Annotated in this window: 12 protein-coding genes; 7 read left to right on the forward strand and 5 right to left on the reverse strand. The window is 23.2% G+C overall.

The window, feature by feature from the left end; all coding sequences use genetic code 11:
* Window position 1: 1 nt before the first annotated feature.
* Both pgl and mfd read right to left on the reverse strand, forming a co-directional pair.
* Entirely contained in the window at window positions 2-997 is a 996-nt protein-coding gene (pgl, locus tag BBP_RS01375) for a beta-propeller fold lactonase family protein (RefSeq protein ID WP_011091400.1), read from the reverse strand.
* Window positions 998-1,424: 427 nt separating this feature from the next.
* Window positions 1,425-3,518 carry a transcription-repair coupling factor gene (mfd, locus tag BBP_RS01380; protein WP_011091401.1) on the reverse strand — a complete coding sequence of 698 codons (2,094 nt, stop codon included), beginning with the start codon at window positions 3,516-3,518 and terminating at the stop codon, window positions 1,425-1,427.
* 1,582 nt (window positions 3,519-5,100) lie between these two features.
* Between mfd and gap the strand changes: the two genes are divergently transcribed.
* Window positions 5,101-6,102, forward strand: a complete 1,002-nt coding sequence (gene gap / locus BBP_RS01385) for a type I glyceraldehyde-3-phosphate dehydrogenase (protein ID WP_011091402.1) — start codon at window positions 5,101-5,103, stop codon at window positions 6,100-6,102.
* Window positions 6,103-6,247: 145 nt separating this feature from the next.
* Here gap and fldA read toward each other — a convergent pair whose 3' ends face one another.
* Window positions 6,248-6,772: a flavodoxin FldA gene (fldA, locus tag BBP_RS01390; RefSeq protein WP_011091403.1), complete on the reverse strand. Its 525-nt coding sequence runs from the start codon at window positions 6,770-6,772 to the stop codon at window positions 6,248-6,250.
* A 512-nt stretch (window positions 6,773-7,284) separates the two neighbouring features.
* Here fldA and phrB point away from each other — a divergent pair.
* The 4 genes from phrB (at window position 7,285) to sucB (ending at window position 13,836) form a co-directional block, all read left to right on the forward strand.
* Window positions 7,285-8,721: a deoxyribodipyrimidine photo-lyase gene (phrB, locus tag BBP_RS01395; RefSeq protein ID WP_011091404.1), complete on the forward strand. Its 1,437-nt coding sequence runs from the start codon at window positions 7,285-7,287 to the stop codon at window positions 8,719-8,721.
* A gap of 35 nt (window positions 8,722-8,756) precedes the next feature.
* Window positions 8,757-9,500 (forward strand): Nif3-like dinuclear metal center hexameric protein, encoded by a 744-nt coding sequence (locus tag BBP_RS01400; RefSeq protein WP_011091405.1) that lies wholly within the window; start codon window positions 8,757-8,759, stop codon window positions 9,498-9,500.
* 342 nt (window positions 9,501-9,842) lie between these two features.
* Window positions 9,843-12,593: a 2-oxoglutarate dehydrogenase E1 component gene (locus BBP_RS01405; protein WP_011091406.1), complete on the forward strand. Its 2,751-nt coding sequence runs from the start codon at window positions 9,843-9,845 to the stop codon at window positions 12,591-12,593.
* A 10-nt stretch (window positions 12,594-12,603) separates the two neighbouring features.
* On the forward strand, window positions 12,604-13,836 hold the full coding sequence (gene sucB / locus BBP_RS01410; RefSeq protein WP_011091407.1) for a dihydrolipoyllysine-residue succinyltransferase: 1,233 nt from the start codon (window positions 12,604-12,606) through the stop codon (window positions 13,834-13,836).
* A gap of 102 nt (window positions 13,837-13,938) precedes the next feature.
* On the opposite strand, the gene BBP_RS01415 is transcribed toward sucB, so the two are convergent.
* Window positions 13,939-14,460: an OmpA family protein gene (locus tag BBP_RS01415; protein ID WP_011091408.1), complete on the reverse strand. Its 522-nt coding sequence runs from the start codon at window positions 14,458-14,460 to the stop codon at window positions 13,939-13,941.
* 728 nt (window positions 14,461-15,188) lie between these two features.
* Here BBP_RS01415 and gpmA point away from each other — a divergent pair.
* Together gpmA and pfkA are read left to right on the forward strand one after the other, a co-directional pair.
* The gene (gene gpmA, locus BBP_RS01420; RefSeq protein WP_011091409.1) at window positions 15,189-15,887 is read left to right on the forward strand and encodes a 2,3-diphosphoglycerate-dependent phosphoglycerate mutase; all 699 of its coding nucleotides are present in this window, start codon (window positions 15,189-15,191) and stop codon (window positions 15,885-15,887) included.
* A gap of 176 nt (window positions 15,888-16,063) precedes the next feature.
* Complete coding sequence (pfkA, locus tag BBP_RS01425; RefSeq protein ID WP_011091410.1) at window positions 16,064-17,026, forward strand: 6-phosphofructokinase; 963 nt, start codon at window positions 16,064-16,066, stop codon at window positions 17,024-17,026.
* Window positions 17,027-17,949: 923 nt separating this feature from the next.
* Here the strand turns inward: pfkA and tpiA are convergent.
* A complete protein-coding gene (gene tpiA, locus BBP_RS01430) occupies window positions 17,950-18,708 on the reverse strand; it encodes a triose-phosphate isomerase (protein WP_011091411.1) in 759 nt (252 codons plus the stop codon).
* Between the last annotated feature and the right edge of the window lie 159 nt (window positions 18,709-18,867).

Here is an 18,867-nt window from a genome sequence, read left to right on the forward strand (position 1 = left end):
TTTATAACATAAGGCTAGATATCCAGACTGGTCTGTTTCCAGTAGAATATGTATTTTTTAGTTCTAATAATCCTGTTATTTTCGAAATTTTATATACGCTAAAGCTATTAGATTTTTCTCCAACAACTATTAAATTTTCTCCGGTACTGTTAATAGAAAATGTTCTAGGTTGTAATTCTGTTTTAATATGTCCTATTTTTTCTATATTTTGAACATCTTTTTCAAGTTTTATAATTGAAATTGTATTTTCTATTCTATCAGAAACATATAAAAATTTTTCGCATGGAGAAATATGCAAATCAGATGACCAAGCTGCATTACAATAATTTTTAGACATAATGTTGATATTTTTTAATAGTATCAATTCATTTGAAAATGAATTAATAGACCATATGTCTACTGATCCGTTTAACTCATTAACACTATATAAGCGATTATTACATTTTTGAAGATCTAAGTGTCTGGGGCCAAAATTTACATTAGTCATAAAATTTTTACGTGTATTTTTTAATAATTTGCCGTTTTTTTTAAAATTATATGCATAAATACAATCTTTTTTTAGTGCTGATATAAATAAGCAAGTATTGTAACAATTCATTTTGGATGCATGACATCCAAATATGTTCTTAATAGTTTGTGTAACTGGTCGAGGAATTCCTAATGTATCAAGGGGAGTAATACTTAGACAATTAAAATGATATGAACTAGAAAATAGATATTTTCCTGTATGATCAATTTCAAAATGATTAGGACTACCTGGAAGAGTTGAACATGCATGTTTTGTTAAAGTTCCATCAGCTTTAATTTTATAAGAATAAACTTTAAATTTAGGTCGTACGCCTATATATAAATATTTCTTATCTTTGGAAATAATTATTGGTTGAGGTTCTCCTTGTGTTGATATTCTTTGTAATAAATTTAAAGAAAAATCGTCATGTAATTTCCATACTTCAATTTCTTGATTTTTTGCTAATGTAATATAAATTATTTGTTTCATAATTTTATCTAAAGGATTTACCTAATATATAAATATTTTATTTATAATATATTATCAGTTTTAATATAAATTAAAATTGTTTTAATTAATATATTAATAAAAAGTTTCGATACATTAATTTATGTGAAAACACTTTTATATAGAAATGAATTATTTTAAAAATATTATTTTTTAAAAAAGTTAATTTTATATTTAACATTAAAAATAAAATAATATAGTTTTTTTGAATTAATCACAAAATTTAATAAAAGCTTTAAAATTTAGCTAATAACGTGATTCAAAAATAAATTTGAAATTAATAATTTAAATAAAACTATTAAAGTTTATATTTTACTTTAGAATGTTAATAATGGTTTTATTTACTATAAAATATATAATTTTAAGCAATAATCAGTATTAAAAATATAATGTCTATTTGTTAAATGTTTTAATTATTTATATTTATTAACATATTTAAAATCCAATCAATTCTTTCGCTGTTATTTTTAAAATTTTTAGAAAATCTTAAACGATTAGAAGTGTCAAATTTCCAACAGTTTTTTTCTTTTTTGAATTCTTTTAGTAAATTTTGTATGTTAATTTTACTATCTTCAAAAAATTCTATATATCCCCCTTTGACATCAGATTTTATTTTTTTTACTCCTATTTTTTTAGAAATTAAACGTATCTTAGCAATTTTTATTAAATAGTCTCCTGAATTAGGTAAATTACCAAAATTTTTACACAATGTTAGTCTGATTTTTTCTAAATCTAAAAAGTTATTAGACGTTGCTATTTTATTATAAAAAAACAATCTATGATTTACTTTTTTTATATAACTATCAGGTAATAAATTTGATACATTTAATTCAATTTTAGGATAAGTATTTATGATGTCATTTAATGGTTTGTAGTAACCATTTTTTATATTTCTTACAGCATTCATTAATAATTTCATGTATAAAGAAAAACCTATTTTTGTTATATGCCCACTTTGGTTATTTCCTAATATTTCTCCAATTCCTCTAATCTCTAAATCACGATTAGCTAATTCAAAACATGAACCAAAACTTTCTATAGAAGTAATAGCATCAATTCTTTTTTTTGCATCTGATTTTATATCCTTTAACGAAGGTACTAACAACCAAGCATACGCTTGGTGTTGAGAACGACCTACTCTGCCTCGTAATTGGTGTAATTGTGCTAATCCAAAGTTATTAGCATTTTCAATAATAATTGTATTGACGTTAGGAATATCTATACCTGTTTCTATAATAGTAGAACAAACTAATACATTAAATCGTTTATGATAAAAATCATTCATTATTGATTCTAAATCTGTACTACGTAGTTGTCCATGTCCTATTCTAATGTTAGCTTCAGGAACAAGTTTTTTTAATTCTATTTTTTTTCTTTCAATTTTATTTACATTGTTATAAATATAATATACTTGCCCGCCTCGTAATATTTCTCTAAGAATAGCTTTACGAATTACCGTATAACTAAATTCTCGAACAAACGTTTTGACAATTAATCTTTGTTTTGGAGGAGTAGCAATAATCGATAAGTCTCGAATTCCAACGAATGCCATATTTAAAGTTCTAGGAATAGGAGTAGCAGTTAACGTTAAAACGTCAATATTATTAGATATTAATTTTATTTGTTCTTTGTGATGCACTCCAAATCTGTGTTCTTCGTCAACAATTAATAATCCTAAATTTTTCCATTTTAAATTTTTGAGTAAAATTTTATGAGTTCCGATGAGTACATGAACATTTCCTATATTTACATTATTTATTATCTCATTACATTTTGTTTCGGATTGAAAGCGAGACAAAATTTCTATTTTTGTAGACCAATATTTAAAACGTAAAGTAAAATTGTTAAAATGTTGTTGGGCTAACAGGGTTGTTGGAACTAAAATTGCTACTTGTTTTTGGTTACAAACAGCTAAAAAAGTAGCTCGCATTGCAACTTCAGTTTTTCCAAAACCAACATCACCACAAACTAATCGATCCATAGGAGTTGATTTATACATATCACTTAGTACAGAATTAATAGCACTATCTTGATCAGGTGTTAACGTAAATGGAAAACGTTCGCAAAATATTTTGTATTTTGTATGATGTTTTTTAAATGAAAATCCTTTTTGAGAAATTCTATGTGAATAAATATTTAGAAGTATAGCAGCAGAATCATATGCTTTTTCGTTAGCTTTTTTTTTCTCTTTATTCCATAAATCATTTCCAAGTCTATGTAGCGGAATATCCTTTTTTGAAGTTCCTATATATCGACTAATTAAATATAAATATGTAATAGGAACATACAATTTAGAATTTTGTGCATAATTTATAACTACGCATTCAGTTTTTATATTTCTAGTCGTAACAGTAGTTAAACCTTGATATCTTCCTACACCATGTTCAAAATGAACAATAGGTTGATTTATTTTGAGTTTAGATAAATCACATATATTTTTTTCATCAAGACTATTATTAGTAAAATAAACTTGATTCTTTTGTACTAAGCTTTTTATTAACATAATCAGTTATTTTAAATTAATACATTATATACATTTTTTTAAATAGAAGTAGTAAATTTTTTTAGATTAAATATTATATTATGAAATATAATATTTAATCTAAAATTTTATTATCTTTATTTTATAAATGTTAGTATTGAATTCTATTAAGATTATTATTTCAGAAAATTCTTTGTCCTAAATATTATTAGAGTAAAATGTTTTAATATCAATTTAATGTAATATGCGTGTAAAATTTACAATAAAGAATATCTGTTTTGTAACGTAAAATTTTTAGTTTTATATTAAAATATATAAATAACAATATTTTTTTTAAAATATTTTATATTTTTAAAAAAAAAATTAACGAAATTCTTATAGAATATAAAACACAAATGTTGATAAAATTTTAAAGTAATTTAAAATAATACACTATAAATTAATTTCACAAAAGTTACTAAATATTGCAAATATCTTAAAACTTTTCATATATATAATACATATATAATGTAATTATTGTATTAAACTTAATATATATATGAGATAAAAATTTTTAAGATATACAGTTAGTTATTTTGTTTATTATTATAAAAAAAACTATTATACTATGTTTTTATGATTAATAGGTACTATATAGATACAAGTAAGCATATGAACAAAAATATTAAATTCATGTAAACTTCAATTGTAGATTGCTTTTCTGTACTAATTAATTAAAAAAATTATATTTTTGTACAATTTATACAAATGCATATTATTTTTTTTGTGTATTTATACACAATAATATCTAATAATAAAAATTCAAATAGTTTTAAATAAATTCATAAAAATATGTAATAAATTTTTTTGTTAAATGTATAAATAAATTGTATAAACGTAATTTTAGCATGAATTAGACAAGTACTAATAATCTAACTAAGTATTCTTTATTAAAAACATTTTTTAATTTTATATATTGAGACAATAATTTGTAAAAATTTAAATATAACTAACTATATATTTTAGATATTTTGTAATACAAATTAAAAACAATGTTACTAAAATTTATTTTATTTATCATGTGAATAATATTATTTGAAATATTTAAAATTCGTAATTTAAGAAACTAGTTTTAATACATTATATTTATGCGTTTTCTGTTAATTAAGATTTTTAAAATAGACATAAATATGAAAATAATAAATAAGCGATTAAAAAGTATTCGTTATAAAAGAAATAAAAAGAAGATGCGACAACGTTTACGAAAAAATATTTTTAAACAAAAAACACTCAAATTATGTTTAAAAATCCAATTTTAGTCAAATTAAATATAATAATAAGTAGGGTAATAAATACTATTTTATAATTAATTTATATACGCATCTTAGGATGTATATAACGATTGTGGTATGGTAGAGCAGTGTTAGTATATTAACGATTTAAAACTAAATTTTTAAAATAAAAATTTGTTATTTCAAAAATTTTTGTAATTATATAAAATGGTGTATTTAAAAAAATATTTTTTATATTATATAAAAAAATATAATAAAAATGTTGAATTTTATAGAATTTTTATATATAAAATAATTAAATGTTATTAATTTTTATAATTACTGTGGTAAAAATGACTATTAAAATAGGTATTAATGGGTTTGGACGTATCGGAAGAGTATTGTTTAGATTAGCTCAATTACGATCTAACATTGAAATACTAGCAATTAATGATCTTATTAACGTTCAATATATAGCATATATGTTGAAATATGATTCAATACATGGAAATTTTAATGGAAAAATTGTTATTAAAAATGAAACATTATTTGTAAATGGAAAAAAAATTAGAATTACAAACGAAAAAGATCCAAAAAATTTAATGTGGGGAGATTTAAATATTGATGTTGTAATAGAATCAACAGGTATTTTTTTAACTACAGAAGATTCTTATAAACATATACAAGCTGGAGCTAAAAAAGTAATTATTACTAGCCCACCAAAAGATAATACTCCAATGTTTGTTCGAGGTGTTAATTTTAATGAATATGTAGGACAAAAAATTGTTTCAAATGCTTCTTGTACTACTAATTGTTTAGCACCCTTAGCTAAAGTAATTAATGATGAATTTGAAATTGTAGAAGGCTTAATGACCACTGTACATGCTACTACAGCTACTCAAAAAACTGTAGACGGAGTATCCTATAAAGATTGGAGAGGTGGGAGAAGTGCGTTACAAAACATTATTCCTTCTACCACTGGTGCAGCTCGAGCAGTAGGTAAGGTACTTCCTGAATTAAATGGAAAATTAACAGGAATAGCTTTTCGTATACCCACAGCAAACGTTTCTGTAGTAGATCTTACAGTAAGAAACAAAAAGATTGCTACTTACGAAGATATTTGTCAAATAATTAAGTATGCATCAAATCATGACATGAAAGAAGTAATAGGATACACTGAAGATCATGTGGTATCTTCAGACTTTAATGGAAATACGTTAACATCAATTTTTGATGCTAAAGCTGGATTATCATTAAATAACAATTTTATAAAATTGGTGTCATGGTATGACAATGAATGTGGGTATTCTAGTAAAGTATTAGATTTATCTGAATTTATTAGTACTTTTTCATAACTGATTTTATTTACATATTTATAAAACAATTTATTATAAATTTCATATTGACATTAAATGATTTAACGTCATATGAAATTTATTACGCAAAATTAAATCATGCTATAACTAACTAATTGTTATAACTTATTAACTAACATGCAATTTAATTAAGTAAAGAGTTTAGTTCTGTTTTAATTTTTTTAGTCCATTGTATTATTCTCTGGTTACTTTGTTCTGGTTGTCGATCTTCATCTATTACTAATCCCAAAAAATTTTTGTTCTTATCTAATGCTTTAGAACATTCAAAAGAATATCCTTTCGAAGTCCATGATCCAATAAATCTTACATTTTTTGAAAGTCTAATAACATTATACAAAATTCCAATTCCATCACAAAAGTATTCTGAGTAATCTTCTTGATCTCCACATCCAAATAAAGCTATAATTTTATTATTAAAGTTAATTTTTTTTAGAGTTGGTAAAAAATCATCCCAATCACACTGAAGTTCTCCGTAGTACCATGTAGAAACACCAAATATTAGAATATTAAACAACTCAATATCTTTTTTATTCGTATTAGCAATATCGTGAATAGAAGAAATATTCGTTCCTATATATTTGTGAATTAATTTAGCTACATTTTCTGTATTTCCAGTATCACTACCAAAAAAAATACCAATACTTTCCATAAATAATCCTAATTTTAAATTTTTGCATTATATAAATAAATGGGATAACACTGTATGTATTTTAGATTTGTATTATTTTATTTTTATAAAAGAGTATTAATAATATCAATAAGTATTAAAAAATTCTATTATATGAAAATGTATTAAAAACATTATAAATATTTAACTAATAACTATTATCATTAATCTTTAAACAACGCATATGCGTGCGTTTGTTATAGATATATCTCAATATTTGAATTAAATAACAATATTTGATTATTACATTGTATATGTATAATATAAATAGTTAAAATGTTGTTTTTTTGTGAAGAAATATATTTTGTGTAAATATTTATTTAATAAAAATAATTTAAAACATAATATTTTAATTTAAAATTTATAATTTTATTATTAAAATTTGATTTTGCGTAATTTATTTCTATATATCTTAATAATAAAATAATTTAATTTAGATTAATATTAATATTAAAATACAAATATTCATTTTAATTTTCATAATATATCAAAATATGAATGTCAATCTTATGTGGTTTCGAAACGATTTGCGCCTCAGTGATAATTCAGCATTACATTTTTCATGTCGAAATAATGCGTCTACAGTATTAGCATTATTCATTGCAACACCAAAACAATGGGAACGTCATTGTCTAGCACCAAAAAAAAAAATGTTAATATATAAAAATATTGTTGCACTAAAAAAAAAAATAACAGAATTAGGAATTATTTTTTATTATTATGAATCTACAGATTATTTAGAATCAACTAATTATATAATTGAGTTTTGTAAAATTCATAAAGTTACTTCTATATTTTTTAATCTCGAATATGAATTCTATGAACGTCAAAGAGATAAAATAATAAAAAAAAAATTAAAGAAAAATAATATTATTATAAATTGTTTTCATGATTCCGTATTAATTACTCCTGGTTCTATAAAAAATAGTTATGGAAAAATGTATAAGAAGTTTAGTTATTTTAAATATAAATGCATCAAACAATTACAACTAAATATTCCAAGTTGTTTTCCTAAACCTCAAAACAAAAATTTACATGATCATTATTCTTTAGATTTTACTATCCCAATATTTCATACTTATTTAGAAAAATTTGATGCTAATATCTTTCCTATTGGAGAAGACATAGTTTATGAAAAACTTAAATTTTTTATAAAATATGCATTTAACAAATATAATTTTGATCAAGAAATTTTTGAATTAAATAGTACTAGCATGTTATCCGCACATTTGTCAATCGGGGTTATATCACCCCGACAATGCGTAACTTTGTTATTTAAAGAATATCCGGATATTATTCATAAACTAGAAGAGTGTAAATGGATAAATGAACTATTATGGCGTGAATTTTACCAACATTTGTTATATTTTTATCCAAATATAGGTCAAAACCAATCTTTATATCATTGGGAAAATCGCATAAAATGGGATAATAATTTGTATTATCTAAATTTATGGAAACAAGGGAATACTGGGTACCCCATAATAGATGCTGGAATGAGACAGTTAAAGCAACTAGGATGGATAAGTAATCGATTACGAATGATTACGGCTAGTTTTTTGGTAAAAAATTTATTAATTGATTGGAGAAAAGGAGAAGAATATTTTATGTCACAATTAATAGATGGAGACTTTGCATCAAATAACGGAAATTGGCAATGGATTGCATCGGTAGGAACTGATAGCATGCCATATTTTCGTATTTTTAATCCTATGTTGCAATCTAAAAAATTTGATATAAACGCGAAGTTTATACGAAAATATATTCCAGAACTAAGTAATGTTTCTACGTATAACATTCATAATCCTTGTGATAACAACAAAACAAACAAAATACATTCTAAATATCCACAACCTATAATAAATTATTATCATTCTAAGAAAAAAACATTGTTAGTATTTAAACATGCTAAATGTAGTAATAAATTATAAAAAATAAAATCAATCAAATTTATTAGAGATGATTCATGAATAATTTTGAACTAGAAAAAATTGTTAATAAAAAATTAAATTCAAATCAATACAACGACGTTATTCCTAACGGGTTACAAATAGAAGGACGTCCTAAAATAAAAAAAATTGTTACTGGCGTTACTGCATGTCAACTTTTAATTGATTTAGCTATTTCAAACAACGCTCATGGAATTATAGTACATCATGGATTATTTTGGGATAATCATCCTAAAATAATAAAGGGTATATATCGTCATAGAATTAAATCTATACTTGCTAACAATATCAATTTATACAGTTGGCATTTTCCCTTAGATGTACATCCTATATTAGGAAATAATGCACAAATTGGGCATATTTTAAATATTAATGTTCGAGGTTATATAAAGTCTTGCGTACCATGGGGGATGTTAAAAGAACCTATAAAATCAAAAGATATGAGTCAATTAATTACACAAAAGTTTCACAGAGTTCCATTCTATTATGGTAATAATATAACACAAAACATTCATAAAATCGCTTGGTGTAGTGGAAAAGGACAAAAATTTATTAATTTCATTCCCGAATATGGAGTTGATACATTTTTAACAGGAGAAGTGTCTGAAGAAACTATTCATTTTGCTCACGAAAATAAATTGCATTTTTTTTCAATTGGGCATCATGCTAGCGAAATTAATGGCATAAAAGCATTAACTAACTGGTTAAAAATTAAATTCTCCTTGGATATAAATTTTATTAACATTGATAATCCTATTTGATGATTCAAATGATCGTTTCAAGTAATTTTTCGGTGTTATTTTTGTATTATAAAGCTTCATAAAATTATTTTTAAAACTATGTATTAATATAAAAGTGTTCTATATCTTTATTATAAAATTATTAGTAATTGTTATTTTAATAAGTAATTTTTCAAAATATTTATTTGTATTTGTTTAGTAAAAAGTAATTTTATACGTATTTACTTCATATAAAAACTTTAAATAATTAAACATAATTACCAAAAATATATTATTTATTTGTTGATATAACCATATAATAAATATTATTTGTTTAAAAAAAAATATAATTTTTAAATTTAATAATATATTCAAGGAAAGTTTATGTATAAAAATGAATTCAATTCTTCGTGGATGTCTAGTTTTAACAGTTCATATATAGATAATTTATATAACAAATTTTTATTGGATCCAACTTCTATAGATAATTCTTGGTACATTGTTTTTACCGAATTATCTAAAGAAAATTATATTAACTCAACAAATAAGTATCTAAATAATAAATTTCAAGATAGTAAAGATACAATAAAATTAACTATAGAATTATTAATTAACATATTTAGAACTCTAGGATACAAATTTGCACATTTAAATCCTTTAGATACATTTAAAAATGATAATAGCTTATCCTTAAAAAAATTTTTAAAAAGTTCTGAAGCATTTCGCATTCAAGATTCATATTTAGTAAAGTTATCTCAATATGTTCTTGACGATATTACTACAAAAAATGTTTATGATGATTATAAGAATATTTATTGCAAAAGAATTGGATATCAGTTTATGCATATTCATAACTCAAATGAAATGAATTGGATTAAAAATTATATTGAAACTAAACATAGTAATATTTTAAAAAAGAAGAAAAAAATTCAAATATTAAAACATTTAATTATTTCTGAAATGTTAGAAAAGTATTTTTCTTCTAAGTTTCCTAGTATCAAACGTTTTTCTATAGAAGGTGCTGAATCTTTAATACCTATGTTAAAGGAAGTAATAAAATATACAAAAAAATTCAATTTACATAAAATAATATTTGGTATGTCGCATCGCGGGCGTTTAAATGTACTTGCAAATATTTTAGATAAACCAATTAAAACTATTTTTAACGAATTTTGTGAAAATAATTCAAATAATTTCAACAGTGGTGATGTTAAATACCATATGGGTTTTTGTTGCACTAAAACAATAGGATTAAGAAAAATTATTCTAGATTTAAAATCTAATCCTTCTCATTTAGAAGTGATTAATCCTGTTGTTGTTGGATCATCGCGTGCATATATTGATTCAAATGATAATTTAAATGATGAAAATATCTTACCTATAATAATTCATGGTGATGCAGCAATTTCAGGACAAGGGGTGGTACAAGAGTTATTAAATATGTCTCAAGCAAGAGGATATAAGGTTGGCGGGACCATTCATATAGTTGTTAATAATCAAATAGGATTTACGACATCAAAAGTTAAAGATTTGAGAACTAGCCAATATTGTACAGATATTGCTAAAATGATAGATTCACCTATTTTTCATGTTAATGCAGATGATCCAGAATCTGTAATATTTGTAACGCATTTAGCATTAAATTACAGATTTTGCTTTAAAAAAGATGTTTTTATAAATTTAGTTTGTTACAGACGACATGGACATAATGAAATTGACGATCCGTCAATAACACAGCCGGTTTTATATTCTAAAATTAAAAATCATCCTACTACTGCTACAAGTTATTATAATAAATTATTATTAAAAAATATAATTAATAAAAGCTTTTTAATTACTTACCAAAAAAAAATAAAAAAAAAATTAGATGTAGAATATAACTTACATAATAAAAAAATGTCAGAAAAACGTCTAAAATGTTGTTCGATAGTTAAAGCTGATTATATAAATGTTTCCAATACACCTATTAATAATATATCTCAGTCTGACTTAACTATTTTAGCCAAAAAAATTTTTTCTATTCCTAACAATATAGAAGTACATAATCGCGTTTTTAAAATATATAAAGATAGATTAAAAATGGCTAACAATGAAAAATTATTTGATTGGGGTGCATCAGAATTATTAGCATATGCATCGTTATTAAACGAGGGTATATCCTGTAGGCTTTCAGGTGAAGATGTTTGTAGAGGAACTTTTTTTCATAGACATGCTGTTATACATGATCAAAAAAATGATTCAAAATACATTCCATTAAAAAATATTAAATTAAAACAAGGAAACTTTTATATTTGGGATTCTGTATTATCAGAAGAAGCAACATTAGCGTTTGAATATGGATATTCCATAGATCAAAAAAACACATTAAATGTATGGGAAGCACAATTTGGAGATTTTGCTAATGGAGCTCAAATCATTATTGATCAATTTATTTGTTCTGGCGAACAAAAGTGGAATGTAACATGTAATCTAGTAATGTTATTACCTCATGGCTATGAAGGACAAGGTCCTGAGCATTCTTCAGCTCGAATTGAGAGATACCTTCAATTGTCTGCAAATAATAATATAAAAATCATTATACCTACTATATCATCACAAATATACCATATTATACGTAAACAAGCTTTTTCTTTAATTAAAAAACCACTAATTATTATGTCTCCAAAATCTCTATTACGTTTTCCTTTAGCTGCATCATCGTTATCAGAATTGTCTAATGGAAAATTTAGAACAGTTATTGATGAAATTGATAATTTAGATACTAAAAAAGTACAACGAATAATTTTATGTTCCGGGAAAATATATTATGATTTATTAACTCAACGTCGTATTAATCAGCAAAAAAACATAGTGATTCTCAGAATAGAGCAAATATATCCCCGTCCTACTAAAAAATTATCAGCAATATTATATAATTACAAAGATGTACATGATTATATATGGTGTCAAGAAGAACCTTGTAATCAAGGCGCGTGGTTATATCATAAATCTTATTTAAAAAAACTATTACCTAAACATTCTAAACTAAATTATGTAGGACGTTCATCATCAGCGTCACCAGCTACTGGATATATGAAAATTCATAAAGAACAACAAAAAAAAATAATTTATGATGCACTAAATATATCAGACTAAGAGAACCATAATGAATATAATTAACATTTTTATTCCCGATCTTCCTGAATCAGTTACTGATGCTACAATCATCAAATGGCATAAAAAAAAAGGAGATAAAGTTCAGGAAGATACTATTTTAGTAGATATTGAAACTGACAAAGTAATACTAGAAATACCATCACCTTCCGATGGAATATTAAATTCAATTATTGCAGATAAAGGTAAAATAGTTTTACCAGGACAAGTTATAGGGACATTGCTAAAAATAGGTATTAAAAATGAAGAAAAAATAATAAAAACAACTAATAATGTTGTAAATACGGATAACAACCAAAATATTAATTTAAAATTATTAGAAAAAACATATAGTCCTACTGTGAGACGTCTAATTTCCATGCATGATTTACGCGATGTTGATATTATACAAGGCACGGGGACAAAAAATAGGTTAACACGTAAAGATATTCTTAATTACTTAAAAAATATTCGTTCTAATACTAATAAAAAAATAAATAATTATGATTTAAATGCATATAATTTTAATACGACACATAAAAACCATAGAAGTATTAAACGTGTTAAAATGACACGTTTACGAAAAAAAATTTCAGAAAGATTATTATCAACAAAAAACAATACAGCTTCACTAACAACGTTCAATGAAGTTAATATGCAATCGATACTTAATTTAAGACGCAAATACGGAGAATTATTTAAACAAAAACATGGAATAAAATTAGGATTAATGTCATTTTATGTTAAAGCAGTTATCGAAGCGTTAAAAATTTTTCCAGAAATCAATGCTTCTATTGATAATGATGAAATCATCTACTATAACTATTTTGATATTAGCATTGCTATTTCTACACCTAGAGGATTAGTTACTCCTGTATTAAAAAATGCTGATTTAATGAGCATGGCAGAAATAGAGATAAAAATAAAAGATTTTTCTGAGAAAGGAAAAAATTCAAAATTAACTATAGATGATTTAATAGGAGGAAATTTTACCATCACTAATGGAGGAGTTTTTGGATCTTTATTTTCTACACCATTAATTAATCCCCCTCAATCAGCAATTTTAGGTATGCATGCTATTCATAAAAGACCTGTAATTGTAGATGAAAATATAGAAGTGCATCCTATGATGTATTTAGCATTATCATACGACCATAGGTTAATTGATGGAAAAGAATCTGTAGGATTTTTATTAAAAATAAAAGAATTCTTAGAAGATTTTAGTCGTATTGTGCTAAATATTTAAATACACAAAAAAACTAGATATAAAAATAGCTAAAATTTATTATGTTAAAATTTGGTGCTATGATGAATCTTAGCACCAATATGTTTTTAGAAATTAAAATCTTTATTGATATATAATCACCGAACGTCTATTTTTTGAATATGAATTCTCTTTATTTCCATGTGCTACTGGTTTACTAGAACCATAAGAAACAGTAGTTATTTGTTGATTTGAAACTCCTTTGCTTTCTAAATACAATTTGACTGAATCTGCTCGTTTTTGTCCTAAATACATGTTATATTTGTTTGTACCACGACTATCGGTATGTCCTTCAATCATGATTTTTTGATTAGAGTGATGACATAAAAATTGTGCTAAATCATTTAAGTTTTTAGCATATTTTGAATTTACTTGGTGATTGTTAAAGGGAAAGTAAATTGTATTTCCTTTTTTTAATTTTTCTAACGTTTCATCAAAATTATCTTCAGAAAAATTGGTTAATTGTTGTTTACTTTTATTTGTTTCTTGTTCGTAAAAAGTGTCAACATTATTACTATTTAATTTATTTTTTGGAAAACTACACGAAAATGTTGTTATCATAGGTAGTAAAAGGGTTAAAATTTTAAATATTTTTTTCGATTTCATCGATAATTCCTAAAATTAATGTAATTAAACTCTCTATCTATAAACATCATAAGCAATAAATGTATATAAATTAATTAATAATTAGTATAATAAACAGATTAACTGTTTAACTTAAAATTAATTATATAATAAATAATATTTTTAGTGTGAATTAAAAATATTTTATTAAATATAACGTAATTTATATTTATACATTTTTTATTTTTTAAATAGTATTTTAAAATAAATATTTTTATGAAGAACATTTAAATAATTACACTAACATGTTCGTCGTTATTTAGTATAAATTATTCAGAATCTAAACGTATACTGCTTATATTTAGAATAATTTTATTATAAAACTATTATTATAATAACATTAAATCTTAATTTTAAAGTCTAATTATTAATTTAAAACTTATAAAAATTTACGTTCTTAAAGTTAATAATAAAGCAAAAAAATATTTTGAACAATAATTATATGGAGATTTTTAAATGTTATACAAAACTGTTATTTATTCTAAAAATATAAAATATATTAACAAATAATATACGTTATTTATTATTTGAAAAAAATAATCTTATATGCAATACAATAAATATTGTTTACGCATGTTTTAAACATGATTAACTTTTATTTTATTACACGGAAGTTATGTTTAAATGTAAAACTATTAAATGTATATTAATACTATTAAATAAACTTAGCTTAAAATATAATAAACGTATGTTTAAAAAGAGGAAAAATTTTGAAAGTATATAAACTAGTTTTAATGCGACATGGTGAAAGTATATGGAACGAATTAAATAAATTTACTGGTTGGCATGACGTAGATTTATCAAACCGCGGCGTTCAAGAATCGTTGAAAGCAGCAAAATTGTTAAAAAAACACGGTTTTTATTTCGATTACGCATATTCATCGGTGCTTAAACGTTCAATTCATACGTTATGGAATATTATTAAATTTCTTGATCAATCATGGATTCCAGTTAAAAAGTCTTGGAGATTAAATGAACGTCATTATGGAGCTTTAGAAGGACTAAATAAAGATGATGTCATTCAAAAATATGGTAATGATAAAGTACAGCAATGGAGAAGAAGTTTTAATATCGCTCCTCCTAAAATATCATATTTAGAAAAAAAAAAGTTAGCTCATGATTCTAGATATAATAATATAAATTTTGATATACTACCTTATTGCGAAAGTTTAAAATTAACTACGCAAAGAGTATTACCATACTGGCTTAACGAAATTTTCCCGCGTTTTCAAAAAAACACAAAGATTATTATAGTTGCGCATGGAAATTCCTTGAGAGCCTTGATTAAATATTTGAATAACATTAATGATATAGATATTTTAAATTTAAATATTGCTACTGGTTTTCCTATAATATATGAATTTAACTCTGAATTTAAACCCATTCAATATTATTATTTAAAACAATAGCTTTATGACACTAAAAATTTGTATTATCAAATAAAATATAATGCTTTTAAAGTAGTATGATTATAATAATAAAAATCACATATTTATGTTTGAAATACAAGATTTAATATTATTTAACATCAACGATAATAATATTTATTAGATCTTAATAAGATCTATCACTTTAAGAGATTATTATGATCAAAAGAATTGGTGTATTAACAAGTGGGGGAGATGCTCCAGGGATGAATGCAGCAATTAGAGGAGTCGTAAGAACTGCCCTAAGTAGAAATTTAGAAGTTTTTGGAATATACGACGGCTATCTTGGATTATATGAAAATAGAATGATTCTGTTAGATAGATATAGCGTTTCTGATATAATTAACAAAGGTGGTACATTTTTAGGTTCAGCTCGGTTTTCTAATTTTTTTAAAAAAGATATACGATCGATAGCAATTAAAAATATGCAACAAAGAAACATTGACTTCTTAGTAGTTATTGGAGGTGATGGTTCATATGTAGGTGCACAAAAATTAACAGAAATGGGTTTCCCATGTATTAGCATACCAGGAACCATTGACAATGATGTAGCTGGTACAGATTATACTATAGGATATTTTACAGCATTAGAAACAGTTGTAGAAGCAATTGATAGATTACGAGATACTTCTTCTTCTCATCAAAGAATTTCTATAGTAGAAGTTATGGGGCGTAATTGCGGTGATTTAACTTTATCAGCAGCTATAGCTGGAGGATGTGAATTTATAGTGTTACCAGAAATTGAATTCACTAAAGAAGAATTAGTAAAGGAAATAAAAAATGGTATAAAAAAAGGAAAAAAACATGCTATTGTGGCTATTACAGAATACATTTGTAACGTTGAAAAATTAGCCAAATATATTCAACGAGAAACATGTCGTGAAACTAGAGCAACAATTTTAGGACATATACAAAGAGGTGGGGCTCCAGTAGTTTATGATCGTATTTTGGCATCCAGAATGGGAGAGTACTCTGTAGATATATTATTACAGGGATTTCAGGGCCGATGCATAGGTACGATTAATGAAAAAATGGTACACCATGATATTTCAGATGCACTCAAAAATATGAAAAGACCATTTAAATTTGATTGGTTAAAGACTGCTAAACAGTTATACTAAATATATATAAACGTTTAAAATATATATATTATTTACTAAGAAAATAAATCCTATTATTTAACTTATAGAAAAAATTATATAAAAAATTTATTTAGAATTTATTATATTAATAATATTTTATGTTTTATAAAAAATTTCAGTTCAAATATAAATATTTTATTAATTTAAAAATTATATATTGTTTTATGACGTTAGAATTGACTAATATTCATAGATTAAGATGGAAATAAGTGTAATTATTGAATTCAAAAAAATATTATCTACCTTGTGTTAGCATATTATACTCATAAATAAAATATATTTTATTAAGTAAAATATTATTATACATTTATTTATAAGTAAATATCAACTTTTAACAAAAAAATTAAATTTATATATTATTTCTTAAATATTAAAATTACTTATTTTTTGAGTCTTATCTATTGAATATATACTAAGTTTAATATAAGAATTTAAAAAAATAAAATATTAAAAATATTAATAATTTAATCTACAGATCAAATGACAATTTTAATTCATGTTTTATTTTATACCAGAAATATAGTGTATAATGTGATAAGTACATTTTATATTCAAATTCATTTTTCTAAAACTATATTTTAGATAAAAATAATATTATAAATGCTAAAAAATAAATTTGTTTTTAATTTTTAATATAATCACTATTTTTTTTTAATTCATATTATATGTTTTTTTTACAATTGTTATCATAAAATTTGACATACAATATAAGAATTTAAAACGCATTAATATACTGATGTTTAATAAAAAATAAAAAACAGAATTAACTGATTAAAAAAATTAATTCTATCTATTTTTTATACATATTTTGTTTAAGATATGTTTAAAAAATAATATACATACATTGTAATATTCTTTTTATTACAAGAAAAAATTTAATATTTTAATTATTATTAAATATATTAACAATTATTAAGTAACTTTTTAAAAAAATCTAAAGATAATGATGCAGATCCTACTAGAAATCCATCTATATTTTTTACATCATATAATTCTATGATATTATGTTCGTTAACAGATCCTCCATATTGTAGAGAAAATAATTTTATCGTTGAATTCTGTTTATTAAAAATATAATTTTGAATAAACATTAAAATTTTTTGTATAAAATTGATAGATGGAATAGTATTTGTACCTATAGCCCATTTAGGTTCATATGCTATTACAGAGTTATTAAATCCACTTGGTCCTAATAGATCAAAAATAGCATCAATTTGAAATTTACAAATTTTTTCAGTTTTACATGACAAATATTCATGCTCTGTTTCTCCAATACATAATACTGGAATCAAATGTGAATCTTTAACAATTTTAAATTTTTTAGCAATAATTACATCATTTTCTCGATGATATTGCCGCCTTTCAGAATGACCTACTAAAACATAACTCACTCCCACATCTTTTAACATATTAATAGAAACTTCCCCAGTAAATGCGCCAATTAAGTTAATATCTACATTTTGAGAACCTAATAAAATACTTGAATGAGAAATAATTGATTTCATTGGATACAAGTACACATATGGAGGCATAATAACTAATTTTATTGATGATTTATTTTTATGACGAATATAAAAATTTACTAAAGGTTTTAATAACGTTTGAAGTAATTGAATATTTCCATTTAATTTCCAATTTGCTATAATTATTTTTTTTTTCATTATTTGATTCTCATAATCTTTATATTTAATTTTATAATTTTAACTAAGTTACTTCAACATAATCTATATCCAGTAACTTAGTTTTTGTAAACATTTTTCCATTACATTATTGAATATTAATATTAAAAATTTTTAAATTAATACTTGCATATAATCTTT

It is taken from the genome of Buchnera aphidicola str. Bp (Baizongia pistaciae), from assembly GCF_000007725.1.
Taxonomy (GTDB): domain Bacteria; phylum Pseudomonadota; class Gammaproteobacteria; order Enterobacterales; family Enterobacteriaceae; genus Buchnera_B; species Buchnera_B aphidicola_H.